Source organism: Pseudomonas sp. Sample_14 (assembly GCF_004307515.1).
Classification (GTDB): domain Bacteria; phylum Pseudomonadota; class Gammaproteobacteria; order Pseudomonadales; family Pseudomonadaceae; genus Aquipseudomonas; species Aquipseudomonas atacamensis.
Genome location: NZ_RCOC01000051.1, coordinates 36,011 through 62,955, shown reverse-complemented (window position 1 = coordinate 62,955; position 26,945 = coordinate 36,011). Strand labels below are relative to the sequence as shown.

At 60.0% G+C, this 26,945-nt stretch carries 22 protein-coding genes; 6 read left to right on the top strand and 16 right to left on the bottom strand.

Annotation, left to right across the window (positions count from 1 at the left end):
- Nucleotides 1–25 precede the first annotated feature (25 nt).
- The 13 genes from D8U61_RS11670 to yaaA all read right to left on the bottom strand — a co-directional run bounded on the left by D8U61_RS11670 (nt 26) and on the right by yaaA (nt 18,262).
- Nucleotides 26–1,477 carry a mannose-1-phosphate guanylyltransferase/mannose-6-phosphate isomerase gene (locus D8U61_RS11670; RefSeq protein ID WP_024011673.1) on the bottom strand — a complete coding sequence of 484 codons (1,452 nt, stop codon included), beginning with the start codon at nt 1,475–1,477 and terminating at the stop codon, nt 26–28.
- Nucleotides 1,478–1,631: 154 nt separating this feature from the next.
- A complete protein-coding gene (locus D8U61_RS11665) occupies nt 1,632–2,288 on the bottom strand; it encodes an alginate O-acetyltransferase AlgF (RefSeq protein ID WP_101159307.1) in 657 nt (218 codons plus the stop codon).
- A gap of 14 nt (nt 2,289–2,302) precedes the next feature.
- On the bottom strand, nt 2,303–3,475 hold the full coding sequence (locus tag D8U61_RS11660; protein ID WP_130926964.1) for an alginate O-acetyltransferase: 1,173 nt from the start codon (nt 3,473–3,475) through the stop codon (nt 2,303–2,305).
- A 10-nt stretch (nt 3,476–3,485) separates the two neighbouring features.
- Complete coding sequence (locus D8U61_RS11655; RefSeq protein WP_024011674.1) at nt 3,486–5,051, bottom strand: MBOAT family protein; 1,566 nt, start codon at nt 5,049–5,051, stop codon at nt 3,486–3,488.
- Between the two features lie 336 nt (nt 5,052–5,387).
- Complete coding sequence (locus D8U61_RS11650) at nt 5,388–6,512, bottom strand: mannuronate-specific alginate lyase (protein WP_016771602.1); 1,125 nt, start codon at nt 6,510–6,512, stop codon at nt 5,388–5,390.
- 8 nt (nt 6,513–6,520) lie between these two features.
- A complete protein-coding gene (locus D8U61_RS11645; protein WP_130926963.1) occupies nt 6,521–7,987 on the bottom strand; it encodes an alginate O-acetyltransferase in 1,467 nt (488 codons plus the stop codon).
- A gap of 11 nt (nt 7,988–7,998) precedes the next feature.
- On the bottom strand, nt 7,999–9,570 hold the full coding sequence (gene algG / locus D8U61_RS11640) for a mannuronan 5-epimerase AlgG (protein ID WP_130926962.1): 1,572 nt from the start codon (nt 9,568–9,570) through the stop codon (nt 7,999–8,001).
- A 26-nt stretch (nt 9,571–9,596) separates the two neighbouring features.
- Nucleotides 9,597–11,078 carry an alginate export family protein gene (locus D8U61_RS11635; protein ID WP_076565962.1) on the bottom strand — a complete coding sequence of 494 codons (1,482 nt, stop codon included), beginning with the start codon at nt 11,076–11,078 and terminating at the stop codon, nt 9,597–9,599.
- Nucleotides 11,075–12,583, bottom strand: coding sequence for an alginate biosynthesis TPR repeat lipoprotein AlgK (gene algK / locus D8U61_RS11630; RefSeq protein WP_177433325.1), 1,509 nt, complete (start codon nt 12,581–12,583; stop codon nt 11,075–11,077). The genes D8U61_RS11635 and algK overlap by 4 nt, the downstream gene beginning before the upstream one ends.
- Before the next feature lie 9 nt (nt 12,584–12,592).
- Entirely contained in the window at nt 12,593–13,762 is a 1,170-nt protein-coding gene (locus D8U61_RS11625) for an alginate biosynthesis protein Alg44 (RefSeq protein WP_024011680.1), read from the bottom strand.
- Nucleotides 13,763–13,797: 35 nt separating this feature from the next.
- Nucleotides 13,798–15,279, bottom strand: coding sequence for a mannuronan synthase (alg8, locus tag D8U61_RS11620; protein ID WP_162098720.1), 1,482 nt, complete (start codon nt 15,277–15,279; stop codon nt 13,798–13,800).
- 79 nt (nt 15,280–15,358) lie between these two features.
- On the bottom strand, nt 15,359–16,675 hold the full coding sequence (locus tag D8U61_RS11615) for a UDP-glucose/GDP-mannose dehydrogenase family protein (RefSeq protein ID WP_125927509.1): 1,317 nt from the start codon (nt 16,673–16,675) through the stop codon (nt 15,359–15,361).
- An 807-nt stretch (nt 16,676–17,482) separates the two neighbouring features.
- Nucleotides 17,483–18,262 (bottom strand): peroxide stress protein YaaA, encoded by a 780-nt coding sequence (gene yaaA / locus D8U61_RS11610; RefSeq protein WP_016771594.1) that lies wholly within the window; start codon nt 18,260–18,262, stop codon nt 17,483–17,485.
- Between the two features lie 316 nt (nt 18,263–18,578).
- Here yaaA and D8U61_RS11605 point away from each other — a divergent pair, with 316 nt between their 5' ends.
- The 6 genes from D8U61_RS11605 to D8U61_RS11580 all read left to right on the top strand — a co-directional run bounded on the left by D8U61_RS11605 (nt 18,579) and on the right by D8U61_RS11580 (nt 23,883).
- On the top strand, nt 18,579–19,703 hold the full coding sequence (locus tag D8U61_RS11605) for a polysaccharide deacetylase family protein (protein WP_130887018.1): 1,125 nt from the start codon (nt 18,579–18,581) through the stop codon (nt 19,701–19,703).
- A 338-nt stretch (nt 19,704–20,041) separates the two neighbouring features.
- Nucleotides 20,042–21,436, top strand: coding sequence for a PhoH family protein (locus D8U61_RS11600; protein WP_130926960.1), 1,395 nt, complete (start codon nt 20,042–20,044; stop codon nt 21,434–21,436).
- Nucleotides 21,437–21,676: 240 nt separating this feature from the next.
- Nucleotides 21,677–22,150: a cyclic pyranopterin monophosphate synthase MoaC gene (moaC, locus tag D8U61_RS11595; RefSeq protein ID WP_008080206.1), complete on the top strand. Its 474-nt coding sequence runs from the start codon at nt 21,677–21,679 to the stop codon at nt 22,148–22,150.
- Nucleotides 22,147–22,389, top strand: a complete 243-nt coding sequence (locus D8U61_RS11590; protein ID WP_024011686.1) for a MoaD/ThiS family protein — start codon at nt 22,147–22,149, stop codon at nt 22,387–22,389. Before moaC ends, D8U61_RS11590 begins: the two co-directional genes overlap by 4 nt.
- 2 nt (nt 22,390–22,391) lie before the next feature.
- Complete coding sequence (gene moaE, locus D8U61_RS11585; RefSeq protein WP_130901544.1) at nt 22,392–22,844, top strand: molybdopterin synthase catalytic subunit MoaE; 453 nt, start codon at nt 22,392–22,394, stop codon at nt 22,842–22,844.
- Between the two features lie 262 nt (nt 22,845–23,106).
- On the top strand, nt 23,107–23,883 hold the full coding sequence (locus tag D8U61_RS11580; protein ID WP_130926959.1) for an ABC transporter substrate-binding protein: 777 nt from the start codon (nt 23,107–23,109) through the stop codon (nt 23,881–23,883).
- A gap of 102 nt (nt 23,884–23,985) precedes the next feature.
- Here the strand turns inward: D8U61_RS11580 and D8U61_RS11575 are convergent, their stop codons facing one another.
- From D8U61_RS11575 to D8U61_RS11565, 3 genes are all read right to left on the bottom strand, one after another.
- Entirely contained in the window at nt 23,986–24,612 is a 627-nt protein-coding gene (locus D8U61_RS11575; protein ID WP_122610760.1) for a transcriptional regulator, read from the bottom strand.
- A gap of 84 nt (nt 24,613–24,696) precedes the next feature.
- Complete coding sequence (locus D8U61_RS11570) at nt 24,697–25,824, bottom strand: FAD-binding oxidoreductase (protein WP_130926958.1); 1,128 nt, start codon at nt 25,822–25,824, stop codon at nt 24,697–24,699.
- 149 nt (nt 25,825–25,973) lie between these two features.
- Complete coding sequence (locus tag D8U61_RS11565; protein ID WP_130926957.1) at nt 25,974–26,918, bottom strand: ornithine cyclodeaminase family protein; 945 nt, start codon at nt 26,916–26,918, stop codon at nt 25,974–25,976.
- Nucleotides 26,919–26,945 lie beyond the last annotated feature (27 nt).

Sequence of the window (26,945 nt, the reverse complement as noted above, 5' to 3'; positions counted from 1 at the left end):
GAGGGCTTCTCGTTTTAGTGATCGATTACTGCGCGATGGTCTTCACCGACACGCCGCGTTCGATCGGGGTGGAGCGGCCGTAGATATCTTCGAAACGTTCGATATCGTCTTCACCCAAGTACGAACCCGACTGCACTTCGATGATTTCCAGCGGGATCTTGCCCGGGTTGCGCAGGCGATGCACCGAGGCGATCGGGATGTAGGTCGACTGGTTTTCGGTGAGCAGGAACACGTTCTCGTCGCAGGTCACTTCGGCGGTGCCGCTGACCACGATCCAGTGCTCGGCGCGGTGGTGGTGCATCTGCAGCGACAGGCACGCGCCCGGCTTGACCGAGATGTGCTTGACCTGGAAACGCCCGCCCATGTCCACCGAGTCGTACGAGCCCCACGGACGATAGACTTCGCAGTGGTTCTGGGTTTCGCTGCGGCCCTGGGCATTGAGGGTGTTGACCATCTGCTTGACGCCCTGGACCTTGTCCTTGTGGGCAATCATCATCGCGTCCTTGGTTTCGACCACGACGATGTTTTCCAGACCGATCACCGAAACCAGTTTGCCGTTGCCGTGGATCATGCAGTTCTTGCTGTCCTGGATGACCACGTCGCCTTTGCTGACGTTGCCGTTGGCGTCTTTCTCGTTGACTTCCCACAGCGACGACCAGCAGCCGACATCGCTCCAGCCGGCGGTCAGCGGCACCACGCAGGCGCGCTGGGTTTTTTCCATCACCGAGTAGTCGATGGAGTTGTCCGGGCAGCAGGCGAAGGTGGCTTCGTCGAAGGTGATGGTGTCAGCGTCCTGCTGGCTGCGCTCAAGGGTCAGCAGGCAGGTGTCGTAGATGTCCGGATCGTGCTTTTTCAGTTCTTCGAGGAAGCGGCTGGCGCGGAACAGGAACATGCCGCTGTTCCAGTAGTAACCGCCGGATTCGACGTACTCGGTGGCGCGCTTGACGTCCGGTTTTTCGACGAAGTGCGAGACGCGGCTGACGCCTTCGGGCAGCAGCGAATCAGCGGTGGATTTGATGTAGCCGTAGCCGGTTTCCGGTTTGGTCGCCGGTACGCCGAACAGGACCATCTCGCCGTTCTCGGCTGCGACAGTCGCCAGGGCCAGCGCACGTTGCAGGGCTTTCTGGTCTTCCAGCACGTGGTCGGCCGGCAGCACCAGCATCAGTTCGTCGCGGCCTTCATTGACCAGCATCATCGCGGTCAGGGCCACGGCCGGCGACGTGTTGCGGCCGAACGGTTCCATCAGGATGCGCTGGCATTCCAGATTGCGTGCGGCCAGTTGCTCGTTGACGATGAAACGGTGTTCCTTGTTGCAGACCACGATCGGCGTGTCCATGCCTTCGAACACCAGGCGCTCGAGGGTTTGCTGGAACAGTGTGTGTTCGCCGGTCAGAGCGAGGAATTGCTTGGGGAATTGCTTGCGCGAAAGAGGCCACAGACGCGAACCGCTACCACCTGACAAGATCACCGGAATCATAATGTTTACTCCATAAAATCAATTTGGTTAGAGCCCTGTGGGAGCGAGCCTGCTCGCGATGGCGATGGCTCAGTCGACATTGATGTTGCATGTCAGACCGTATTCGCGAGCAGGCTCGCTCCCACAAGGGGTACTGCGTCAGTTCACAAAAGGATTAGCGAGTCGACACCGGGCGTTTCACCCAGACTGGCGACAGGTTGCTGCCGTTGCCGGTGACGTACAGGACGGCTGCCTCACCACGCTCCAGGGCGACTGGTTTCACGTCGCCGACTTTCTTGTCGCCTTCGTACAGCGCCAGGCTGACTTTCACCGGGTTGATTTCACGTTCGCCACGGCCCTTGGCTGCCACGTTCGGCACCACTTCGGTCTTGCCGTCGGCGGTCTTCAGGGTCAGCGGTTTGTCACTGAGGTTCTGTACACGAACCAGGGATTTCTGCTTGTTCTTGAACGGCGGCTCTTCGATCAGTTGTGGCGCGCCGGAAGCGTTGTTGACCAGGGTGTAGTAGTGGTCACCGGCGAGTTTGACCGGCAGGGTCTGGCTACCAACCTTGGCGCTGTAATCGCCGCCCGGCATGAAGCTGAAGTCGCTGCTGGCCAGTGGCGCGATATCGCTCAGGTTGGTGCTGCCGACAGTCGCGCTGACTTCAGCGTTGCTGGCGTTGTAGACACGCACGAAGGTCGAGCCTTTCGGTGCAGTCGGGCCATAAAGTGCGGCGTCACCACCGGCGAAAGCTTGAACCGACAGCACGCTCAAACCTGCAACCAGTGCAATGCGTTTTGCGAGACGACGAGGAGTAGTAGTGAAAGTCATGGTGTACCTCTCTTTCAGTTTTGCGCCCGATCGGGCGTCTCGGATTTAGTGTTGATGGCTACGTTTTGTTGGCGGGCGCCGGCTTGTTTGAGCTCTGCGACCCACTGCGGGTCGGCGTCGCCGATTTCGTTGTTCACAGGCAGATATCGTTCAGGAAACTCCCAGATCAGCACTTGTGGCGGGCTGTTCTTGAAGTCATCGCTTTTCAGGTAGCTGAGCATCGGCAGAATCGGGCCATGGCCGTCTTCGGCGTAGTTGACGACGTCGCTGTGCAGCGCTTGTTTGAGCGCACCGACGAAGTTCCAGTTGGGGTTGGCGCTGTAGCTGGTGCCAATCAGCGCGACCGGTACTTCGCTGTTGGTGAACAGAGCGTCGTCACCGGCGGGTTGCTCGGCGGCCACGGTGTTGCGTTTCAGCAACGGCTCAGGCGCCGGCATCATGTTTTCGAACAGCGGATCGAGCGGCAGGAACAGACGCAGATCGCCCTTGTGCGTGACCTTCTCTGCTGGCGTGGTAACGAAGCGCTGCGGCTCGCCGCTCAGCGGGAATTTCTCGGCAATGGTTTTCGCCAGCGTGTTGGCGGCGATCTCGGCGCCTTCCGGCGTCCAGTGGGTGTCGGTGCGCAGGAACACTTGCTGACCGTTCTGCTTGGCCTGTTGCAGCGGGCCGAGCAGGTCAGGGGCGAGGATCTTGTCGGCCGCGACACGGGCGTGGAAATCCTGATACAGGTTCTGGTGAATGCTCGAAGGCTTCACTTCATCCAGATGCTCCGGATACAGACGCACCTTGGCCGGCACGATCGCCATCACCAGTTTCACGCCTTTCTCTTTCAGGGTCTGGCGCACGCCTTCGACCAGCGCGTAGTTGCCTTGCAGGTTCTGCTGTTCGTTGACGATCGGGTTGAATTCCTCATCGCTGTACAACCACTGGTCGCGGCCGAGCACGACGCCCGGACGACCTTCGTTGAACAGTTTGAAATCCAGCGCGGCCCAGAGGTTGGTGCCCAGACGCTTGATCGGGAATTCATCGTCGTAGTGGGTTTCCACCGCCTTGGTCCAGCGGCCATTGAGCACCGTCGCGTCGGCGTTGGTGCTGAAGCCGAAGAAGCTGCGAATCGACCACAGACCGAGGACCAACAGCGTCACCAGGAACAGGGCGATGTAGAAGATGCGTAATGAGCGGGTCATGTCAGATCCCTCAGAACTGGAAGTAAAGGAACGGCGAGAAGCTTTGCGCCGAGAGTTTGAGAATCGAGGCGATGAACAGCAGCAGGATCAGCCCGCGCATCACGTAGCGCGACCAGTCGGCGGTCCAGTAAGCCGGTTGCACCTGGGCTTCGACGCCGACGGTGTAGCCAGGTTCATGGATGCTCGCCGGATTTTCACCAGGTGCTGCCTTGATCATTCCCGGAGTCGCAGTGGCAGGGCCATCGGCCTCGACGTTGACTTCAGGTTTGGTCTTGGCTGGCGGCTGATTGGTGTACAGATCACGCAGGCCGAAGAACGCCAGGGTTACGTAAGCCACCACCAGAGTCGCTACTTGCAGACCGGTGAGGCTGGCCTGATTGAGTTCCGACAGCGACCAGTCGCCGAAGCTGAACATCGCGCCGTACATGCGCCCGGCAACGTGCAGATTCTCGGCACGGAAGATCACCCAGCCCATCACCACCAGCAGGAAGGTCAGTGCCCAGCGGATCGGGTTGAGGCTGCGCGGCGAAGTGTTCAGGCCGAGCATTTTTTCGATCGCCAGCCACATGCCGTGCCAGGCGCCCCAGATGATGTAAGTGATGTTCGCGCCGTGCCACAGACCACCGAGCAGCATGGTCAGGAACAGGTTGCGATAGGTCATCAGCGTGCCTTTACGGTTACCGCCGAGGGTGATGTACAGGTAGTCACGCAGCCAGGTGGACAGGCTGATGTGCCAGCGGCGCCAGAACTCGGTGATCGACTGGCTGATGTACGGCTGTTTGAAGTTTTCCATGAAGCGGAAACCCATCATCAAGCCCAGACCGATGGCCATGTCGCTGTAACCGGAGAAGTCGAAATACAGCTGCGCGGTGTACGCCAGCGCACCGAGCCAGGCATCACCCGTGGTCGGGTTCTGCAGGGCGAAGCAATGGTCGGCGACCACGGCGAGGGTGTCGGCGATGAAGACCTTCTTGATGAAACCCTGCATGAACCGCGTGCAGCCCTCGGAGAATTTGTCGAGGGTGTGCGTGCGGTTGTTGAACTGATCGGCGAGGTCGCGAAAACGCAGGACCGGGCCGGCAATCAGGTGCGGGAAGATCGCCACGAATGCTGCGAAGTCGATCAGGTTGCGCGTGGCCGGAGTGTCGCCACGGTACACGTCGATGATGTAGCTGATCGATTCGAAGATGTAGAACGAAATACCGATCGGCAGCAGCACGTGGGTGAGGATGAACGGCTCGAGACCGAACGAAGTCATGATCTCGTTGATGCTGTCGACACCGAAGTTGGCGTACTTGAAGTAGCCCAGAATGCACAGGTCGACGGCCACGCCGAGCAGCAGCCAGCGCTGCGCCGGTTTGGTTCGCACGCCGGCAGCACCGACCTTGAGGCCGATCCAGTAGTTCCACAGCGTGACCGCTGCGAACAGCGCGAGGAAGTCCACTCGCCACCAGGCGTAGAACACGTAGCTGGCGATCAGCAGCAGCAGGTTGCGATAGCGTTGCCCGCTCAGGTAGTACAAGCCGAGAAAGATCGGCAAGAACAGAAACAGGAACACGTTGGATGAAAATACCATCCCGATCTCTCCATGTTTAAACCAACAGTCAAGGGCCAAAGCCCCCCCAAACCCCCCGTGATAGTGGAGGGGTGACACAGTGTTCGCTTGAGGTCGGAGCTGGCCGTCAGACCGCGCCCCTCACCCCCCGCCCTCTCCCGGAGGGAGAGGGAGCCTGATCTCCATGGTTTTCAAAAATGGGGATCGACCCGGTATTGCCTTGCAGCCTGATCTCACTGCTTTTCAAAGCCCGAGATCGACTCGATATTTCTTTTGCCGCAGTCCGCACTACCACCTCGGTCAGTTCCCTCTCCCTCCGGGAGAGGGCTAGGGTGAGGGGCTTTTGCTCTTCGCCTTTCAGGAACCCTTGTTGCCCTTTTCATGCGACGGGTCGTAGACCTTGGTCAGGTCGCCGCCAAGACGGAAGGTCTTGAACGGTTGCATGTCGCGCTTCTTCTCGATCACATCCGGCGCACAGGTGTAGAGCGTGCAGAACGGTTCGAGCCAGGCGAATTTCATGTCCTCTTTCAGGTCGGTCATGTCCTGCTTTTTGCCGTTCTTTTCTTCGAACTCGTCAGGGTCCTTGACGCCGGCCAACACCCGATCACCCAGACGCTTCAGTGCGCCATTGTTTTCCTGACGCAGATCGACACCGTTGACCTGGGCGAAACTGGCGATCATCGCCAGCGGCGGCAGGGCGTAGTTGTGATAGGCGAGGGCGCGTTGCTGGCGCTTGAGCTCGTTGGGCAGGAAGCCATCGGCATCGACTTGATTGACGCCAACCTTGTATTCCTTCACCGCCCAGTCGAACAGGTCGCGGCGGTTGGTGGCGACGGCGGTGGCCATCACCGACCAGGCGGCCCAGTACGAGTGGTTGTTGGTTTTTTCCAGCGGCAGGTTGTCCCAGTCGCTGACCACCTGATCGGCCATTTTGCTGAACCAGGCTTCGATCAGCTGCGCTTCCTGCTGATGCTGGGCCAGCGGATGCGAGTCGGAAAACTTCAGGCGAATGTACGACGAGGCCATGCTGCCCAGCGCCCATTTGCGCATCGACTTGCCGGTGTGGTTGAAGTCTTTGGACATCAACGCGTCAGCCTTGGCCCACGCGGTCAGCCAGTCGAGCGTGCATTCGAGCTGTTCCGGGCGACCGTCGCGCATGAACTGCATGACGCGCTTGGCGGTGCCGCGTTCCAGCGTGGTGATGTCTTTGGTGGTGTCGCGAAAGGCTTTTTCCGACTGCACGTTCAGCGTCGCGCGGGCCTTGTCCGAACCTTCGTATTTGCTGCGAAATTGCAGCGGACCGGTGTACGGCGCCGGCATCGCGTCGCAGCCATCGCTCTTGTCGCCGGTCTTGAATTTATCCACCGGGGCGAAGTAGCCCTGCGGTGGACGCAATGGCGCGGCAGCCTGAGTTGCCCCGGCGAACATCGCCAGGCTCAGGAGTGTCGGTGCCAACAGGTTTTTCAGTTTCGGATTTCGCATAGCAGACCTCATTGCCCGAGCTGCGCGGTCTGTTGACCAGCGCCCGGGAATACGTTGCGTTTGCAGATTTTCGCTTCGACTTTTTGTGGCGCGGCGTCAGGTCCGGCTTCAGGACCCTGGACTTCGACCGCCAGCAGGTTTTGCGAGGCCCAGTCTTCGTCCGTGCGCAGCTCAAAGGCGAAACGACCGTCGGTGTCGGAGGTTTCCGGTTTCTCGATCTTGATGTCCTCGTGGCGACCGTTCATGTACCAGAGGGTGGCTTGCAGGGTTTTCACCGAGGTGTCGGCGAAGCGGATGTCGACCTGATGGTTGGCGTTCTGCAGGTTCAGGTTCTTGCTGTTGACCAGCAGTTCTTGCTTGCTGCCCGGCTTCAGCGTGGCACTGGCGGACATCTGCGCGTCTTTGCCTTCGCAACCGTTATCGAGCAGCGCCATCATCTGGCGATAGATGGTTTCCTGATCGAGGCGATACAGCGGCGAGAATTCCCAGATGAGAATCTTCGGCGGGGTCTTCTGGAATTCCTCGCTGCCCAGGTATTGCAGCATCGAACCTTCGAAACCGCCGCCGGGGAAGGCCACGTTAAGGATGTCGGCGCCGATGGCTTCTTCAAGGAAACCGGCGAAGTTGTAGTTCTTGCCGCTGTGCGACGTACCGACCAGGGTGATCTGCGGATTGCCGGAATCGCCGAACAGATCGCCGTCACCGGCCTCGCCTTTCGGCTCGGTGGTGAACTGGTCCATGTACTGGATCGCGTAGCTGGTGCCGCACAGTTGCCCGGCCATGTTGTGCAGAGTGCCGGTCTTGCCCATGCGTCCAGAGCGCTTGGTCTCGAATTCACGCTTGGGAATGTCGGCGAAGGCCGGGATCTGCTTGACCTTTTCGGCGACGATTTTTGCCGTGCGCTGGGCACCGTAAGGTGTCCAGTGCTGGTCGCCACGGAAGTAGAAATCGTGGGCGGGCAGGGTGTCCGGCAGCGATTCGTTGGTCAGTGGCGACAGGTCCGGCACCACATAGCCCATCTTGGCGAAACGGCCGAGCATGGTCTTGTAGTTGCCCAGCGCTTTCTCGTAATCGAACGCGGCTTTTTCCTGCGGGTTGAGCTTGTTGCGGTTCACCAGGCCACGGGTCGGCTGGTAGACGATCACCAGCTCAACGCCTTTGCTCTTGAATGCATCGTGCAACTGTTGCAGGCGCTTGTAGCCGGCCGGCGTGGTGTTGAACTCGGTGCGCAGGTCTTCCTGGGTTCGGAACAGCCAGTCGCCCTGGGCCTGTACCAGGGTGGTGAAGTTCTGCTGATAACGCGTGGTGTAGTTCTTCGCGTCATGGGCCGCCGGGCACAGGTTGCAGCACGGTTCGGCGGTGAACTTCGGTGGCGTGACGCTTGCGCCGTCAGCGTCGGCGCGGGCGTTGCCGGCAGCGAGAATGCCGAGGGTCAGGGCCGAGAGGCTGAGCAGTTTGATCATGTGTGGGTGCATAAAAATTATCCTCAGTCCTGCAATTCGGTCTGGCGTTCGACAGGGTCGATCAGCACGGCTTTCTGCTGGCGCACCAACAGATCGAGAATTTCATCCTGGCGCTCGCCGAGGATGCCGTTGAAGCTGATCCCGCTGGACTTGGTCGGCGCCAGCATCGACACGCGATACAGCTCGACACTCAGCGGCGAGTCGATCGACAGCGGGCCGCTGCCGTTGGCTGCCAGCTCGCCGCCGACGACGATCAGCGAGACCTGCGCGTCGAACGGGTCGAGCTTGATGTCACGGTCGGTGTCGGTCAGGTCCTTGATGTGGCCGTAGATACCGGTCAGGCCGTTGGTCATGGCAACGTTTTCGTAGAGGCGGATGTTCACGCTGTTACGGATACGAATGCCGTGACGGGTATTGCTGATGACCTTGTTGCCCCACAGCAGGTTGTCGGCAGACTCGTAGAGCGTGATGCCGTCGGTGTGGTTCTTGTAGATCTCGTTGTAGGCAATGATGTTGTTGACGCTGTTACGGTCGATCACCAGGCCCGACAACTTGTTGTCGAAACTCTTGTTGTTGAAGATGAAGCTGTCGTTGACCTCACGGGAAATAATGATCCCGTGCTTCTTCTTCGTGCCGTGAACGGTGTTCTCGGCAATGATCAGACGGTGCGAGCGGTCATGCGGGTCGATGCCGTAGACGATGTTGTCTTTGTAGGTGTTGCCCTTGACCACAAAGTCGCTGGTTTCGTAGCAGTAGAAGCCGTACCACATGTCCGAGAACTCGGAGCCGACGATCCAGCCGGTCGGTTCCGGGCGCTTGAGGACCTTGGCCATGTTCGGCGTGTACTGGGAAATACTCACCCCGTACGACTTACTGTTGGCGTAACCGAAACTGGCCATCTTGCTGTTGACGATGTAGGTCTCGGTGCCGCCCCAGGAGAGCAGGAACGGACGGAATTCCTTCGGCGAACGGAAGGTCGCCGGGCCGTTTTCCTTCTCGCGCCAGCCGGTGACTTTGGTGTCACGCACGAACAGTTTGCCGTCATTGACCAGGAACGAACCGGCCTCTTGGGACAGGCGCAGTTCCTGGGTCTGACCGTCGATTTCGAGGATGCCTTTCTCGCCGACCACGATCGGCAATTTGGCCAGGTACACGCCCGGAGCGGTCTCGCTGAAATACTGCTTGGGCAGTTTTTTCGCCAGATCCTTGAGGTTCATGTAGCCGTCGTCGATGAAGATCGCCTGCGGGATGCCGTGCTGACGCACCACCCATTCGGCCATCTTGTTATCGCCGCCGATGAAGTCCTTAAGAGCGTTTTCCTGCATCATCCGGCGCACGCTGATCTTGCCCGGCTTGCTGCGCACGATCTTCGCCGCAGCGGCTTCGGCGGTGAAGCCGGACAGGTCGGGCAGTGTCGGCTTGGCCAGTTTCAGTGCGTCGGTCGGCGCGCTGCTGACGGTGTAGGTCTTGGCCTGTTGCAGTTCTTTGGCCACGGTCGCAGGTTTCGCCGGTTCAACATTGGCGAAGGCGCCGGCGCTGGCCAGCAGCATCGCGCCGGCCAGCAGGCTGAGTGAGCCTGTTCTGGTGCTGATCATGTCGGGCACTCCCTTGGCGGTTTGCATCAGAAGCGCCAGATCACGTCAATGAATGCGCGGTGCATGTAGGAATCAACCTGGCTGCCATAGGCATCGCCCGGTTTGAACACACCGCCACGGAAACGCACCAGTGCCGAAGGCTCGTCGATCGACTGGCTCAACGCCGCCGGCAACAGGCCCTGCTTGAAGTACTTGGTGACGACCAGGTCCATTTCCTGACCCAGGTCCTTGTTGCCATCTTCAAGCGGCAAGGATGTGCTGGAGAGGATTGCGCCGGTGACGTCGTCGGTGTTGTTTTCCACCGCGTTGATGCCGTTGCTGCCGACCGGCTTGTTGCCGTCGACACGCCAGAACTTGTGGTAGATCAGGCTGGCGTCGTACTCGTCGTTGACCATCCACGAACCGAACAGGGTGGCGGTCTGCATGTTGTTCATTTCGCCACGGAACGCTTCGCCGAAACGGTGCACGCGCGAGCGGGTACCGGTGTAGTTGGAGCGGTTGCTCTCCAGACCGTTCTGTTCGTAATCGGCACTGGCGCGGGCGTAGGCACCGCCGACTTGCCACTGCGGATCGAGGCGCAGACGCACGCCGACGTCGGCTGCCCAGCCGCTGATGTCATCGCTGCGCTTGGCTTGTGTCGGGCGCGTGCCATCGGCGTTCAGCGCGTTGACCGTGTCGCGGTCGCCGCTCATGCCGGTGATGCTGCCCCAGTAGTTGACGGTGTTGGTGTTGCGCCAGTTGTAGGCGTCGCTGTCGGCAGTCAGGCCGATCCAGCTGATGTCGCCGTTCTCGGTCTTGTCCAGCGAGTCGCGCGGTACGCCCGGCTCGGCGTAATCGAGTTTGCCGTCATCGTGAGTGTGGTGGCCGCGAATGCCGACCCACTGCCCTGGCGTCCACTGGTAAGCGGCGTCGGCGTAGGCGTGCAGGCGATCCTTGTCTTTCGGTGCCAGCTCTTTCAAGTCGGTGCGGTATTCGCTGAAACGCTCGGCAACACCGGCATTGGCGCGCAGCAGTGTGGTATCGAAGGTCCAGTTCAGCGCTTCGATGTTGGTGTCGCGCCATTGGCCGTCGTCATTGCGCAGACGCTGACGACCGAACTTCAGAATCTCGCCAGGGTAGGGCGTGAAGCCGCTGTAGCCGACCCAGAATTCGCGCATCGCCAGGTAGTTTTTCTTGGTTTCGCGATCACCGCTGTCGGTGGCCTGTTCGCCGTCCGATTGTTGCAGGGTGTCGGTCTCGATGATGTCGGTCGAGGTCACCGCCTGACCCATCGCATAGGCGCTCCACGCGCCGCTTTCGCCGTAGATCCACGGACGCAGGTCGAGGCCCACGCCGTTGACATCGCCGCCGCCGGCAGTGCCGAGGTCACGGTCGTCTTCGGACTGGCCGGTGAGTTTCACTTCCAGACCGAAGTTCTTGGTTTCAGTCATCGCAGCCAGTGTCGGGCAAGACCAGAGCAGCGCGAAGGTGAGGCCAATACCGGCCTTCACGAATGGGTTCAGCTTCATAGTTTTTCCTCGCCGTCTTCTTCTTGCAGGGCGTGCAGTTGCAGCGTGTTCGAGTTCAGGGCGCCACGGCTGGCCTGTTCCTGTTGCAACAGGCGGCGGGCTTCGGGCAGGCGCTCGGGCGGCAGTTGCGCCTCGAGGGTCGCTGCCAGTTCATCGGCTTGCGGGGTGTTCTGGGCCTTGGCCAACTGGCTGAATACGTAGGCGTTCAGCGGGTCGGGCTTGGTGCCCTTGCCTTGCGAGAACAGCTGGGCGATGGCGAAGTCGGCACTGTTCTGGCCGTTGCGCGCAGCGGTCAGCAGGTGGTCGAGAGCCTTCTGCGGGTAGACCTTGCCCAGGTAGCCACGACGGTAGATCTGGCCGAGGTAGTAATCGGCAGCGACTTCGCGGCCGACGGCTTTCTGGAAATGTTCCTCGGCGACTTTCGCGTCAGCCGGGACCATTTTGCCTTCGTAGTAGACCTTGCCCAGCAGCAGTTCGGCGCGCGGCTGGTCGGCAGCGCGGCCGTTGTCCAGATACTTCATCATCTGGTCGACGTCGCCCAGTTCGGGGAAGTCGTAAAGCAATTGCGCGAGGGTGACCCACGACGCCGGGTAGCCGGGAGCGATCGGCTCGAGCAGCGCCTGCGCGGTTTTTTCGTCGGTCTTGCCCAGGGTCGAATCGGCCAGCACGCGGGCCACCGAATCGACACGCTGCGCGGTGACGGTGCCACGGCTGTAACCGGCCTGCATCTGCTTGATCAGCTCGGCCTGTTGCTCCGCCTGGCCACGTTTCTGGTAAACGGTGGCCAGTTCGACGTAGCAGATGTCGGTGGTGTTGAGCGCGGCCTTGCAGATTTTTTCCACGTCATCCAGATGCTGGTCGTAAGTGCCCTGGGTGCGATACAGCAGCACTTGCGCCAGACCCGCTTCCGGGTAACCGGATTTGCGCCACTGATCGATCTGCTGCTGGGCGTTGATGTTCGGGAAGCTGTGCGGGTATTGCAGATACAGCATCGCCAGCGGGATCAACGTGTTGCCTTCGCCATTGGCGGCGGCTTTTTTCAGCAGGGTTTCGGCTTCGTGGTGCTCGGCTTCGGTGGAGCCCGGCTTGGCCACCAGCAGACGACCCAGACGTGCCTGGGCACGCGGCGACACGCTGGCCGCTGCGCGGTAAGTCGCTTCGGCCTGTTTCATCTGCGCCGGGTCACGGCTGTCGACCTGGATATCGGCCAGGCCGACTTGCGCCTCGCTGTAACCCAGATCGGCCAGTTGCTGGTAATTCTGCGCAGCGGTGGCGGTGTCGCCACGCTTGAGCGCTTCGTTGGCCAGACGCTGATCGGGCAGCCCGGCGCAACCGGCTAGAGAAACTGCTAGTGCCAGCGAGCACACCATCAATCCCATGTGGGAGCGAGCCTGCTCGCGAAGCAGTCGACTCGGTACTTCAGACAAACCGCGCTGGCCCTTTCGCGAGCAGGCTCGCTCCCCCAGGGTCGGCGGTGTGTTCAAGTTATGCGTAGTCACAGGCATGTCCTCGACTTAAAGACCGGCAGCCATGGCTTTGTCGATCAGCCAGTTCAGGTTCGGGCCACGGTCGCTGTTCACTTCCACCGGGCGGCCGGCCAGGCTGCTGTCGAGCGGCTCGTCAGGCTGGATCTGTACGCGAATGTCGGAGGACAGGTCGGCGCTCTTCAGGCTGGTGCTGCTGACGATCTTGCCGGTGCGGGTCTTGTCTTCGCCGGCGATCTGGAAGCTCACCGGGGTGCCTGGACGCACGTCGCCGAACTGACGATAGGAGAAGCGTGCTTCAACGTTGGCCTGGGTGTTGCGCGGCACCAACTGGAAGATCACGTCGCCCTTGCTCGCGTACTGACCGTCAGCCACCAGTTGCTGGGCCACGGTGCAGTCGCACGGCGAGGTCAGGGTGCCGGTCATTTGCTTGCCGAACAGTTCTTCAACCTTGGCCGGGGCCAGTTGGTCTTCGGCCAGATGGCCCTTGAGCACGTCGAGCATGCTGGTGCTGAAGGTCGCCAGTGGGGCGCCTTTGGCGGCAACGCCGTCGGACTTGACCAGGCTCTGCACGGTGCCGTCACGCGGCATGGTGATGTTCATCCCCGGCACGCTGACCAGACCGGCCTGGGCGTGGCTGACGAAGTACATGCCGTACACCGACTTGAAGATGAAACCGGCAGCGACCAGACCAACAGCGAAAATACCGGCGCTGAAGGTCACGGCTTTCAGGCGGCCGAACGGGGTCATGCCGGTGTCGTTGGTCTTGTTCTTGCGCGCCTTGGTGAAGTTGTCGCGCTGCAGGGTCGCCAGCACTTCGCCGATGCTGACGATGTCGCCGGCCAGGTGCGAAGTGATCAGGTGGCGCAGGGTGGAAATGTCCTGCGGCTCGAGGTTCTGGAACTGGCAGCCGGCGCGGCCGGTGGCGCGATCGAAGGAACGCACTTGCAGTTCAACGTCCATGGCCAGGCCGAGGTTGTCGATGACAAATTGCAGACGCGCCTTGTACACCTCGCCGATGGTCAGCGGCATCTGCCCGGCGTTGAACGCCAGACCGCCAGCCGACAGATCGAGGACCCGCGCTTCGAGCGGCGTCCGGTCAGGGCCGAAGAAACGCAGCTTGGCCGGGATTTTCACGCGAGCGTGCTGGCGCTGGGCTTCGGATTCATGCACTACGTTGACGTTGACGGCGGTATTCATAGGGGCGATTTCCTTGTTAATTCAATAGGAGCGGGTCAGACCATCATCAGCAGCACGGCGACAAAAATGCTGCCGGCGGAGAAGGTCATGGTCCGAGACGACCAGGTGTTGAACCAACGTTGAAAGCTGGCGAGATCACGGGTCAGGGATGTGGGCTGGCGAGTCCAGGATTGTTGGTCGAGGCGGAAGAACACGTAGATCTTCACCAGGGCGCCAACGATCTGGTTGTAATACAGAATCGCCGGGTAAGCAGGGCCGATGCGGTGGCCGGAACACGACAGCAACAGCGTCAGGATCAGGCGGGTGATGCCGATCCACAGCAGGTACACGAGGATGAACGCGGTGCCGTACTTGAAGCTGGCGATCAGCGCAACGGTCAGGCCGAGCAGCGAAGTCCACATCGATACGCGCTGGTCGAACAGCACCACCGAGGTGAACGCGCCCAGGCGGCGGATACCCAGACCCAGTGCACGGGAGTTCTGGCGCAGATTGTTGCCGTACCAGCGGAACATCAGCTTGCGGCTGGCCTTGATGAAGCTCTTTTCCGGCGGATGTTCAACGGTGTTGATCGCGGCGTCCGGCACGTAGAAGGTGTCGTAACCCAGGCGCATCAGGCTGAACCAGCTCGACTTGTCGTCACCGGTCAGGAACTTGAAGCGGCCCAGACGCCAGTGTTGCAGCGAGTCGCTTTCAACGTCGGCGATGAACTCCGGATTGGTCACCACGGAGGCTTTGAACACCGACATCCGACCGGTCATGGTCAGTACGCGCTTGGACAGAGCCATCGAGCACATGTTGATGTGGCGCTGGGCGAAACGCAGCTTGTGCCATTCGCTCATGATGTAGCCGCCACGCACTTCGCAGAACTCGTTGGTGGTCAGGCCGCCGACATTGCCGAACAGCTGGAACCACGGCACGGTCTTGCGCACGACGCCTTCGCCGAGCACGGTGTCGCCGTCGATCACGGCCACCACGGCACGGTCGTCCGGCAGGTGACGGGAGATCGCGCGGAAACCGAAGGCCAGACCATCGCGCTTGCCGGTACCGGGAATACGCACGAAGTCGAGCTTGACCCGCTCAGGCGGATTCATCCGCGCCCACAGCGCCTTGACCAGCAGCTCGTCGGACATTTCCACGATCGAGCAGACAATGGTGGTCGGCAGTTCGCAGTCGATGGCTTCGCGGATCACCGAGCTGTAGACCTGCGCGGTGGTCAGCGCGTCAATACGAAAGCTGGTGACCATCAGAAACACATGCGACGGATCGGCCGCTTTACCCAGCTTGCGTACTTTGCGACGCAAGTGCGGGTAAACGATGTAGAGAAAAATCATGCCGCGCACAAAGTGCGTTGCACCCATCGAGTAGCGCCAGATACCCACGGCGCCAATCAGGAAAATGAAGTCCTTCGACTCGGAGTCGAATGTGGACGTGGGCAGCATCAAGGCCAGGCCCATCAGCAGACTGAGATAAAAAAGCCAGCCGGCTGATTGCAGAAAAAAATGTTTGAGCTTGGTCATAACCGTCATCCGAAGGTGATGGAGGCTTCAAGCCGCAAGCGTGTTGCCTTTGCTTGCGGCTTGAAGCTTGAGGCTTGCCTTACCAGCAAATGCCTTCGGTGCGGCTACCGGCGCTGGTGGGCTTGGACATGAAGCCCACCAGGTCGATGACTTGCTTGCCGTGCGGCGCTTCCTGGGCCAGCGAACGGAATTTCTCGTCGCGGTTGCCGAGGATGATCACGTCGGAGTTGTCGATCACCGAGTCGAAGTCGGAGTTGAGCAGGGACGATACGTGCGGAATCTTCGATTCGATGTAGTCCTTGTTCGCACCGTGGACACGGGCGTATTCGACGTTGCTGTCGTAGATGCTCAGGTCGTAACCCTTGCCGATCAGCATTTCCGCCAGTTCGACCAGCGGGCTTTCGCGCAGGTCGTCGGTGCCGGCCTTGAAGCTCAGACCGAGCAGGGCGACTTTGCGTTTTTCATGGCTTTCAACGATGTCGAAAGCGTTCTGCACTTGCGATTCGTTACTGCGCATCAGCGAGTTGAGCAGCGGCGCCTCGACGTCCAGGGAACCGGCGCGGTAGGTCAGCGCACGTACGTCTTTGGGTAGGCACGAACCGCCGAAGGCGAAGCCCGGGCGCATGTAGTACTGGGACAGGTTCAGGGTCTTGTCCTGGCAGACTACGTCCATCACTTCACGACCATCGACGCCGACCGCTTTGGCGATGTTGCCGATCTCGTTGGCGAAGGTCACTTTGGTCGCGTGCCAGACGTTGCAGGTGTACTTGATCATCTCGGCAACGGCGATGTCCTTGCGGATGATCGGTGCGTCGAGTTCTTCGTACAGCGATTGCAGAACGTCGCCCGAAGCGGTATCGAACTCGCCGATTACGGTCATCGGTGGGTGATCGTAGTCGGCAATGGCGGTGGATTCGCGGAGGAATTCCGGGTTGACCGCTACGCCAAAATCGACGCCAGCCTTCTTGCCCGAGCAGTCTTCCAGAATCGGGATGACCACGTTGGCCACGGTGCCTGGCAACACGGTGCTGCGCACGACGATGGTGTGACGGGTGGTTTTTTCACGCAGGACAAAACCGATCTCGCGGCACACGGCCTCGATGTAGTTCAGTTCCAGGTCGCCGTTCTTTTTGCTCGGCGTGCCGACGCAGATCATCGACAGGTCGGTATCACGAATCGCCTCGGCGAAGTTGGTCGTACCGCGCAGACGAGCGGTCTGGACTCCCTGTTGCAGCAGTTCGCCCAAGCCCGGTTCTACAATCGGCGATTTGCCGGCGTTAATCATGTCGATCTTGTCTTTGGCAACATCGACGCCAACTACGTCATGGCCCCGTGCAGACAGGCAACCGGCACATACTGCGCCAACGTAACCCAAACCAAATATGCTGATGCGCATCGCAATTACCTCTGTATATATCAGGCCTTAGAGGCCGGAGTTAATGGTGTTCAGCGGTCACTAGTGCACTCGGAAGTGCGGCTTACAGGCGCAACAATGCCGTGTGCAGGCATACAAAGTTCCGAGTGTCTAATAAGTGCACTCAAGATGTGCGCAACTAGGCCTTGTTGTTATGACTTGCCCTGTTATGCAGCCGATCTTCCGTGCGGGAAGACTCTAGTGCAGTCGTGTAGCCTGCTCGACGTCCGGTAGGGAGCCGGTAAATCAAGCAGTTAGGTGCTCAGGCGAGCACGTTTATAGGGGCGCGGCCTTGGCCTTTGTAGGGGATATTAATGGTGCGTATCTCCTGTCCTTCGATTGTTTTGAGACTAGTTAGTCACTCAGGCAAGTTGCTGTGACAACTTGGTTACATGGCTATCAGCTCTGCGTAAGTTATCTCGTACAAACTCGGCGAGAATCGTTACCGGTGGTATGAGCAACGCATTTGGACATAGTTCCAGCCCGCTCATCGTGCCAGCCGAAATTTTTTGAAATATTGATGAAGATGGCACTGGGTGCAAATTGATAGCACTAACGATTTCGCCCTTTAATTATCGGGGCGAAACCGGGGCCGATAGTTTTGTGCCACTACGGGTAAAAAATTTAGGTGCCACTACTGAAAAAAACTTCAGTGTCGAGTGAAACTAAAATTAGAAAATAGAGTGTGGTTTTATTGGCGCCATGAATTTGGCGATATGTCGCGGGGGGATTTTGACTTCGGGCGGACTGCACGACTCCTGACGAAAAGAGTCGTGCAAAGGGCATGCTTTATTCCGGGGCGTGGTCACGCAAAAACACCAGGTTGTCGGGTTTCGACTGCTCGGCGCTGTAGCGATAACCCTGTACATCGAATTGCTTGAGCTGAGCCGGGTCGTTGATGCGTTCCTGGATAACAAAACGGCTCATCAGACCGCGCGCTTTCTTCGCGTAGAAACTGATGATCTTGTACTGACCGTTCTTCTGATCCTTGAACTCGGTGTTGATGATCCGCGCCTTCAACGCGCTGCGCTTGACCGCGGAAAAGTATTCGTTGGATGCAAGGTTGAGCAGTACGTCATCGCCTTGCTCGGCCAGCGCTTCGTTCAGCCACTCGCTGATGCGCGTGCCCCAGAACGCATACAGATCCTTGCCACGGGCGTTGGCCAGTTTGGTGCCCATTTCCAGGCGATAGGGTTGCATCAGGTCCAGCGGCCGCAGCAGGCCATAAAGGCCAGAGAGCATGCGCAGGTGCTTTTGCGCGTAATCGAATTGCGCCTCGCTGAAGGATTGCGCGTCGAGGCCGGTGTACACATCACCCTTGAAGGCGAGCAGCGCCTGCTTGGCGTTCTCTGGGGTGAAGGCGGGTGTCCAGCTGCCGAAACGCGCGGCGTTGAGGCCACCGATCTTGTCGGACACGTGCATCAACTCGCTGATCTGCGCCGGACTCAGCTCGCGCAACTGCTGGATCAATTCCTGGGAATGGTCGAGGTACTGCGGCTGGGTGAAGCGCTGGGTCGCCGGCGGTGTTTCGTAGTCGAGGGTCTTGGCGGGGGAAATCACCATCAGCATGAAGTCGTCTCCTTTAATCGTGGGGGCGATTCTAGGGGGTTGTCCGGGTTGACTCCAGCTATCAAGCCCATAGGTGATCGACGGCTTAACTCAAACCCCTTGTGGGAGCGAGCCTGCTCGCGAAAGCGGATTTACATGATCATTCCCACGCTCCGCGTGGGAATGCAGCCCGTGACGCTCTGCGTCACAGTCGTCGGACGCGGAGCGTCCGGGGAGGCGTTACCACGCAGAGCGTGGGAACGATCATCCGTGGCTGAGGGGGAACAGGACAGGATCAGCTATAGTGCCGCGCGGGTTTTGTTATGGAGACATCCCTTTGCGCATTGTTCTTATATTCACCGCGTGGCTGCTGAGCTTCGGCGCCATGGCGGCGCCCGGCGACGCGGCGACGCTGGATCGCACGACCTGGCCGGAGCAGCTCAGCAATCCGACCCTGTTCGACGTCGCGTCGCGGGCGGAAATCCTCATGTTCGCTCGCGGCCTGCTCGGCACCGAGTCCATCGACGAGGCAGCACTGGCCCAGCGCCTGGGCCTGCGCACGGTCAATATCGATGCGGTCAATCAGCTGCGCCAGCGCCTCTGGCAGCGCTTGCTCGCCAACTACAACCACGCCCAGCAAAGCTGCGATCAGGACGCCTCGTTCTGCTTCCTCGTCGAAGACCTGCCGACCCTGCGCGAGCAGGCGGCCAAGTTCGTGGTCAGCGACGACAGCTATTACACCAAATGGGCCGAGCCGAGCCGGATCTTCCATCTGCAGTACCTCGACGAGCTGATGCGCAAGGCGGCGCTGTCGCCGCAAACCAGTAACGAATTCGATCGTTTCGGCGACTACGAGCGCAACGGCGACGACATGCACGACCGGCTGTTTCTGCTGACGTTCGACAGCGCCGCCAACGTGCAACCGGACAACACCGACTGGCTGGCCGAGTACCTGCGCAAATCGAACCTGAGCGGGACATTCTTTGTCCTGGGCAAGGATATTCAGGCACGACTCGCCGGCCGTTCGGTCAGCAGTCTGCAGGCGAGTTTCTCCCGGCAGTGCGTGGGCGTGCAGGGCTGGGAGTTCCGCTCCCACAGCCATTGGCAGGACTGGCAGGATTCGGTACGGCGCAGCGCCGATCTGGTGAAGAACAAACTGCCGGAAAACTACGTGCCGCTATTCCGTCCGCCGGATGGCCAGCGCCGCAGTGACGCGCAAGGTTTTTTCAATAGCCAGGGCCTGCAAGTGGCACTGTGGGACATCGATGCCCAGGACGGTGCCGGCAAGCTCAAGGGTCCGGCCAGCGCGCAGCGAGTGTTGACCCTGATGCTGCTGTGGCGGCACGGGGTGATCAATTTCAACATGAAACAGGATGCGGTGAAGACGTCGCTGCCGTGGCTGATCACCCAGACTGCGCAGAGCGGCATTGGCTGGGAAGACTGTCAGGACGCGTTTCGTTGAGAAACGACAAAAAGCCCGGAAACATTGGGCTTGGGGTAATTTTCAGGAGGAATTCGATGCAGGCGGACTTCCGACTTTAGCGGGGTACGGGGAGTCCGCCAAGGGCTTTTCGTCACTCTGCAAAATAAACTTAAAAAAACCGTCAAAGTGCTTTTTTATGTCATCGGTTTTGGAGTATTACGAAGACAGACCGCCGAAACCTGCAACACAGGTGGCGTCTTCCCAGACTCCTATTGTGTGCAGCTCATCCAGGCCCTCGTGGATGAATTCGGCAGTCACCTCGAGGCGCAGCACTGTCAAGGTATTGCGTCGAATGGCTCCCACAAAGGTGACCGAGTATGGATGATCACGGACGCAGCCCTTCCTCCAACCAGCCAATCCTGTATGTACTCGATACCAACGTATTGATTCACGATCCAAATGCCCTGCTGAATTTCGAAGAACACCACGTCGCCATCCCGATGACCGTGCTGGAAGAGCTGGACAAGCTCAAGAGCGGCCATCACAGCGTGGCCGCCGAATGCCGTCAGGCGATCCGCCTGATCGACAAGACCCTGGGCGATGCGTCCCCCGAGGACGTCGAACTGGGTGTGCCGATCCAGCGCGGCAAGGGCGGGCCGAAAGGCTTGCTGTCAATTCTGATGAGCAAACAGGCCGAGTCGAACCTGATTCTGCCCGAGCACCTGAACGACAACAAAATCATCAACCAACTGATTGATCTCCATACCCGCGATCCGCAAAAACCGGTGGTGCTGGTCACCAAAGACATCAACATGCGCCTCAAGGCGCGCGCCTGTGGCATCGACGCCGAGGACTACAGCACCGACCAGTTGGTCGATGACGTGTCCCTGCTGCCCAACGGCTACCACAACATGACCGGCTCCTTCTGGGACCGCGTGAGCAAGGTCGAAACCCGTCAGGACCACGGCCGCACCTGGCATCAGGTGCAACTGATCGACAACCTGCCGGTCGTGCACATCAACGAGTTCATCATCGACGAGCAGGGCTTTGTCGGCTGGATCAAGGAAATCCAGGAAGACCGCCTGCTGATCCTCGACCTGCATCAGGAACCGCTGCTGCATCAGGAGGCCTGGGGCCTGAAGCCGCGCGACATCTATCAGAGTCTGGCCCTGTATGCGTTGCTTGACCCGGACATTCATCTGGTCAACCTGTCTGGCGCCGCCGGTTCCGGTAAGACCATTCTGGCGCTGGCCGCTGCGATCGAGCAGACCATGGTCAGCAAGCGTTACCGCCGCATCATCGCCACCCGCAGCGTGCAGGGTCTGGACCAGGAAATCGGCTTCCTGCCCGGCACCGAAGCGGAGAAAATGGAGCCTTGGCTGGGCGCCATCACCGACAACCTCGAAGCCTTGCACATGGATGACGAAAACACCCATGGCAGCGTCGACTACATCCTCAGCAAAGTGCCGTTGCAGTTCAAATCGCTCAACTACATTCGCGGTCGCAGCTTCCAGCAGAGCCTGATCCTGATCGACGAATGCCAGAACCTCACGCCGCACCAGATGAAAACCATCATCACCCGTGCCGGCGCCGGTTCCAAAGTGGTGTGCCTGGGCAACCTGGCGCAGATCGACACCCCTTACCTGTCCGCGACCAGCTCCGGGCTGACCTACCTGACCGAACGCTTCAAGGACTTCCCCAACGGTGTGCACATCACCCTGCAAGGGGTGCCTCGCTCGATCCTGGCCGAATACGCCGAATCGCATCTGTAACCCTTCCCACAAGACCGGGCGGCCCTTAAAGCCGCCCGGTTTTTTTATGGATGAATGCATATCTCCTGTGGGAGCGAGCCTGCTCGCGAATGCGGTGTATCAGTCGACATCTATAGTGAATCTGAATCCGCTTTCGCGAGCAGGCTCGCTCCCACAGGGGGCAACGGTGATTTCATAATCAGTGATGCGGATATCTGACCCACAGGTTTACAATCCACGCCCCTGATCAGGAGTAATCCCGTGCTGACTCATCTCGATTCCCAAGGTCGCGCCAACATGGTAGACGTCACTGAAAAAGCCGTGACGTTCCGTGAAGCGACGGCTCAAGCGCTGGTGCGCATGCTCCCTGAAACCCTGCAGATGATCGTCAGCGGCGGCCACCCCAAGGGCGATGTGTTCGCCGTGGCGCGCATTGCCGGGATTCAGGCGGCGAAGAAAACCAGCGATCTCATTCCCCTGTGCCATCCGCTGATGCTGACTGGCGTCAAAGTCGAACTCAGCGCCGAGGGTGAGGACAGCGTGCGTATCGTCGCCCGCTGCAAGTTGTCCGGGCAGACCGGTGTCGAGATGGAAGCGCTGACCGCCGCCAGCGTCGCCGCCCTGACCATTTACGACATGTGCAAAGCTGTCGACCGTGGCATGACCATCGAAAGCGTGCGGCTGCTGGAGAAAGTCGGCGGCAAGAGCGGCCACTTCCAGGCGGAGCAGCCATGAAACTGACGGTGAAATTTTTTGCCCGCTACCGTGAAGCGCTGGGCGTGGATTCGGTTGCGGTTGAAGGCGATTTCGCCACCGTCGATGACGTTCGGGCACTGTTGGCAGAACGTGATGGCGCCGAAGTGCTGAGCGAGCAGAACCTGATGTGCGCACGCAACGAAGACCTCTGCCAGCTCGACGAGCCAGTTGTCGATGGTGATGAAGTGGCGTTTTTCCCCACCGTGACCGGAGGCTGAACATGGCGATTCGCGTGCAGGCCACGCCGTTCGATCCGGGCGCTGAAGTCAATGCGATGCACGCGGCCAATGTCGGTGTGGGCGCGGTGGTGAGCTTTGTCGGTTATATGCGCGACTTCAACGACGGGCTCGACGTGGCCGGGATGTTCCTCGAACACTATCCGGGCATGACCGAAAAGGCCCTCGGCAAGATCGCTGTCGAAGCCGAGCAGCGCTGGCCGCTGTTGAAACTGGAAGTGCTGCATCGCATTGGCGCGCTGGAACCGGGCGAACCGATCGTCTTCGTCGGCGCCGCCAGCGCCCATCGCCAGGCCGCGTTCGATGCCTGCGCCTTCGTCATGGACTACCTGAAAACCCGCGCGCCGTTCTGGAAGAAAGAAAATACCAGCGATGGACCACGTTGGGTCGAAGGGCGGGACAGTGATCATGCCGCCGCCGATCGCTGGAAGAAGTAATTCCTGTAGCGCCCTCCAGTCAGTCTTCGCGAGCAGGCTCGCTCCCACAATTGGAATGCGTTCCCCTGTGGGAGCGAGCCTGCTCGCGAAGTCATCATCTGCGACACCGAAAATCCTTCCTTCTCTACCCGATTGACGATTTGTACCTGAGAGTCCAGTATGGATTTCCAAGTATAAAAAAACTTCTGTCTTGCAGCTATCAGCTTGCCGCTTGTAGCTGCTCTTCTTCGCCAAACCAACAACAACCCGCGAGAGAACGAACATGAAGAAACTCCCCCTCATCACCGGTCTGGCCCTCAGCCTGTTGGCCACCGCCAGCGTCTTTGCCGCCGAGAAAACCCTGCGCATCGGTATCGAAGCGGCTTACCCGCCGTTCGCGTCGAAAACCGATAAAGGTGAAATCGTCGGTTTTGACTACGACATCGGCAATGCCCTGTGTGCGCAGATGAAGGTCAAGTGCGTGTGGGTTGAAGGTGAGTTCGACGGGCTGATTCCTTCGCTCAAAGTAAAGAAGATCGACATGGCGCTGTCGTCGATGACCATCAACGAAGATCGCAAGAAGTCGGTGGATTTCAGCCACAAGTATTACTTCACTTCTTCGCGTCTGGTCATGAAGGAAGGCGCTACGGTGGATGATCAGTACGCCAGCCTCAAAGGCAAGAACGTCGGCGTGCAGCGCGCGACCACCACTGATCGTTACGCCACCGAGGTGTTCGAACCCAAGGGCATCAACGTCAAGCGCTACGGCAACAACGAAGAGATCTACATGGACCTGGCGGCGGGGCGCCTTGATGCGATTTTTGCCGACACCATTCCGCTCAATGACTTCCTGTCGATGCCGCGTGGCAAGGGTTACGCGTTTGTCGGGCCGGAGCTGAAGGATCCGAAGTACGTCGGCGAGGGTGCCGGGATTGCCGTGCGCAAGGGCAACGGTGAACTGGTCAGCCAGTTGAACAACGCCATCGACGGGATTCGCGCGAATGGCGAGTACCAGAAGATTTCCGAGAAGTATTTCAAGACCGATATCTACGGCGATTGATCAAGCGCCTTCGCGAGCAGGCTCGCTCCCACAGGGGGTAACGCATTCCAAATGTGGGAGCGAGCCTGCTCGCGAAGAGGCCAGCGCTAGCGATGCAAATCTTCAGCCCTTCAATTCCTTCAAATGCTTGTACACCGTCGCCCGCCCCATGTTCAGCACATTCGCCACGTAGTTCGAGGCGCTCTTGCCCTTGAACGCGCCCTCGGCGTGCAGCGCCAGCACCAGTTCGCGTTTGTGGTCACGGGTCAGCAGATTCAGGCTCAACTGCCGCTCGCGCAACCAGGCGTGGAGGAAGGTGTTGATGCGCTCCTGCCAGTCATCACGGAACAGTGAGTCCGGCTGCGGAATCAGTTTGCTCGGCGAGAGAAACAGGTCCAGCGCCGCCTTGGCGTTCTCGAACAGGGAAATATTCAGATTGATGCACAGCACCGCCAGCGGACGACCTTCGCTGTCACGTAGCACGGTACTCAGGCTGCGAATCTTCTGACCGTCCCAGTTGAGCTTTTCGTACGGGCCGATGTTCCTGTCGCTGACATCCTCGCTGAGCATGTCTTCCAGCGACGAGTCGTCGCCGATCTCGCGCTTGGACAGGTTGTTGGCGATGTAGTCGACTTTCTGCGTGCGCAGGTCGTGCAGCACCACCTCGGCGTGGGGGAAGAACAGCGTGGCGATGGCGTCGGCGATGGCGCGGAAGTTATCCAGCGCCGGATCGAATTCGGGGGCAGTCATGACAGTGGAGCTCCAGGCAGCGTCAGTGCCCCTTGTGCCGGGGCGCTGCGAGTGTGCCGCAATCTTTTCGACGAGTCGATGCGATCAAGCCAGTCGGGCCGGGGAGAGCATGGCGCTGTCCAGACCGAATTCATGCAGGTGCTCGGGAAACGGCTCGCCGCGCACCAGCGCCGCACTGGCCTGGCCCATCGCCGGCGACGTCTGGATGCCGTAACCGCCCTGCGCGGCGACCCAGAACAGCCCCGGAACTTGCGGATCGAAGCCGCTGAGCAAATCACCGTCGGCAACGAAACTGCGCAGACCGGCCCAGGTGCGGGTCGGACGGCGGATGGTCAGCGTGGTGGCGTCTTCGATCTGATAGATGCCCATGGCGATGTCGAGTTCTTCCGGCTGCACGTCGTGCGGTTCGACCGGATCGGCGTTGGCCGGCGAGCCGAGAAACATGCCGGCGTCGGGCTTCATGTAGAAGGATTCGTCGAGGCTGACCAGCATTGGCCAGTGATGAGTGTCCACGCCTTCCGGGCCGGCAAAGATAAATGCGGCGCGGCGCTTCGGTTGCAGCCCCAGCGGCTGCGCTCCGGCCAGGGCAGCGATCTTGTCGGCCCAGGCACCGGCGGCGTTGATGAGCACTGGTGCGCTGAATGTCTCGCCGTTGGTCTGCACGATCCACAGGCCATCGGCATCGCGGCTCAAGCCAAGCACCTCGCAATCGGTGCGGACTTCGCCGTGATTGCGCCGAATGCCGCGCAGGTAGCCTTGATGCAGCGCGTCGGTGTCGATGTCGCAGGCCGATGGGTCGTAGATCGCGCCGTGGACTTTTTCCCGGCGCAGGATCGGCAGGCGCGCGCAGGCTTCGTCGGCGCTGAGCAGTTGCATCTGCGGCACGGTGGCTTTGGCGCTGAGGTATTGATTGTTCAGTTCGGCGGGATCACCGATGAAGTCGACGGTCATTTCGCCGCGCGGGGTCAGCAGTGGGTGCTCGCAGAAGCCGCTCGGAGGATTGTCGAAAAACGCGCGGCTGGCCTGAGTCAGTGCGCGGACCTGTGCGGTGCCGTAGGCGGCGGTGTACAGCGCGGCGGAGCGACCGGTGGAGTGATAGCCGGGATGGGTTTCACGCTCGAGCACGATCACTTTGCCGTGCGGCGCCAGCCAGAACCCGGTAGAAGCGCCGGCAATCCCGCCGCCGATGATGATGAAATCTGCGTGGCTCATGTGGGTCTCCAGTGGGTACGCAATATCAAGGCGTACGCTAGTCCCTTGTGGGAGCGAGCCTGCTCGCGAAGCGGTGTATCAGTCGACATCTTCGGTGAATGTCAGTCCGCATTCGCGAGCAGGCTCGCTCCCACAGGGGATTTTTGGCGTTAGTGGGTTAAGTGATAAACCGCATTGGCGAGGGCAATGTCTTCCAGGCCCAAGCCGATTGAACGGAAGAACACGTGACGGTCGTAACCCGGGCGCTGCACTTTTTCGCTGAGCAAGTCGGCGAGGTCGCCGACAATCGAATCCTTGCTCCAGCCATGCTGTTCGGCGGCAATCAGCATCTCACCTGCCGAACCCGGCGTGGTCTGACGATAGTCGCAGAACACCTGCATGTCGTTGAGGCTTTGCGGCGGTACTTCATGGGCGCGCGGGGCGTTGGTGCTGATCGAGGTGATCAGCGCCGGTTTGTGCAGTTGCGCCGGATCGATCACCGGCCCGGCAGACGAGGTGCAGAGCATGATCACGTCAGCATCGGAGATGGCGGTCTCGCGGCTGTCGGCAATCTTCAGTGACGGCGCGATGGACTTCAACACAGTCTGTGTTTCCGCATCTTCCAGCAGCGATGGCGAATACAGGCTGATGCTCTGCCAGTCGCGCAGCGCCTTGGCGTAATGCAGATGCGCCTGAGCGACCTTGCCGCTGCCGATGATTGCCAGTCGCTGGGCGTCCAACGGGGCGAGGGCGTCGACCGCCACTGCCGTGGTCGCGGCGGTGCGCGCGGTGGTCAGTTCGCCGGCATCACAGAGCAGCAGCGGCTGGCCGGTTTTCATCGACATCAACAATGTCCACGCCGTCACCAGCGCACCCTGCTCACGGACGATGTACGGCGAAGTCTTCACTCCGTACACGCCATCCTCGGCCAGCACGCCCAGATAATTGATGAAGTCGCCGGCGCCCTGCGGGAACTCGACCAATTGCTGCGCCGGCTGTGCGGCGTTACCGGCCGCCAGATCGCGGAACAGCTTGCGCAGGATCTGCGGCACATCGATACGCGCCAACAGCTGATGGGCCTGGGCTTGATCGATCACATAGGGCGTACTGGACATTTCGCGCTCCAAAACTAAACTTATTTT

Excerpts from the sequence above, each read along its gene's own strand:
- D8U61_RS11645 (WP_130926963.1), bottom strand. The coding sequence starts at position 7,987 with ATGCACCCACACATGATCAAACTGCTCAGCCTCTCGGCCCTGACCCTC.
- yaaA (WP_016771594.1), bottom strand. The coding sequence starts at position 18,262 with ATGCTGATGGTGATTTCCCCCGCCAAGACCCTCGACTACGAAACACCG.
- D8U61_RS11625 (WP_024011680.1), bottom strand. The coding sequence starts at position 13,762 with ATGAATACCGCCGTCAACGTCAACGTAGTGCATGAATCCGAAGCCCAG.
- D8U61_RS11635 (WP_076565962.1), bottom strand. The coding sequence starts at position 11,078 with ATGAAGCTGAACCCATTCGTGAAGGCCGGTATTGGCCTCACCTTCGCG.
- D8U61_RS11570 (WP_130926958.1), bottom strand. The coding sequence starts at position 25,824 with ATGAGCCACGCAGATTTCATCATCATCGGCGGCGGGATTGCCGGCGCT.
- moaE (WP_130901544.1), top strand. The coding sequence starts at position 22,392 with ATGGCGATTCGCGTGCAGGCCACGCCGTTCGATCCGGGCGCTGAAGTC.
- D8U61_RS11670 (WP_024011673.1), bottom strand. The coding sequence starts at position 1,477 with ATGATTCCGGTGATCTTGTCAGGTGGTAGCGGTTCGCGTCTGTGGCCT.
- D8U61_RS11580 (WP_130926959.1), top strand. The coding sequence starts at position 23,107 with ATGAAGAAACTCCCCCTCATCACCGGTCTGGCCCTCAGCCTGTTGGCC.
- D8U61_RS11655 (WP_024011674.1), bottom strand. The coding sequence starts at position 5,051 with ATGGTATTTTCATCCAACGTGTTCCTGTTTCTGTTCTTGCCGATCTTT.
- algK (WP_177433325.1), bottom strand. The coding sequence starts at position 12,583 with ATGCCTGTGACTACGCATAACTTGAACACACCGCCGACCCTGGGGGAG.
- alg8 (WP_162098720.1), bottom strand. The coding sequence starts at position 15,279 with ATGACCAAGCTCAAACATTTTTTTCTGCAATCAGCCGGCTGGCTTTTT.
- D8U61_RS11590 (WP_024011686.1), top strand. The coding sequence starts at position 22,147 with ATGAAACTGACGGTGAAATTTTTTGCCCGCTACCGTGAAGCGCTGGGC.
- D8U61_RS11575 (WP_122610760.1), bottom strand. The coding sequence starts at position 24,612 with ATGACTGCCCCCGAATTCGATCCGGCGCTGGATAACTTCCGCGCCATC.
- D8U61_RS11600 (WP_130926960.1), top strand. The coding sequence starts at position 20,042 with ATGGATGATCACGGACGCAGCCCTTCCTCCAACCAGCCAATCCTGTAT.
- D8U61_RS11565 (WP_130926957.1), bottom strand. The coding sequence starts at position 26,918 with ATGTCCAGTACGCCCTATGTGATCGATCAAGCCCAGGCCCATCAGCTG.
- D8U61_RS11665 (WP_101159307.1), bottom strand. The coding sequence starts at position 2,288 with ATGACTTTCACTACTACTCCTCGTCGTCTCGCAAAACGCATTGCACTG.
- D8U61_RS11660 (WP_130926964.1), bottom strand. The coding sequence starts at position 3,475 with ATGACCCGCTCATTACGCATCTTCTACATCGCCCTGTTCCTGGTGACG.
- D8U61_RS11615 (WP_125927509.1), bottom strand. The coding sequence starts at position 16,675 with ATGCGCATCAGCATATTTGGTTTGGGTTACGTTGGCGCAGTATGTGCC.
- algG (WP_130926962.1), bottom strand. The coding sequence starts at position 9,570 with ATGATCAGCACCAGAACAGGCTCACTCAGCCTGCTGGCCGGCGCGATG.
- D8U61_RS11650 (WP_016771602.1), bottom strand. The coding sequence starts at position 6,512 with ATGCGAAATCCGAAACTGAAAAACCTGTTGGCACCGACACTCCTGAGC.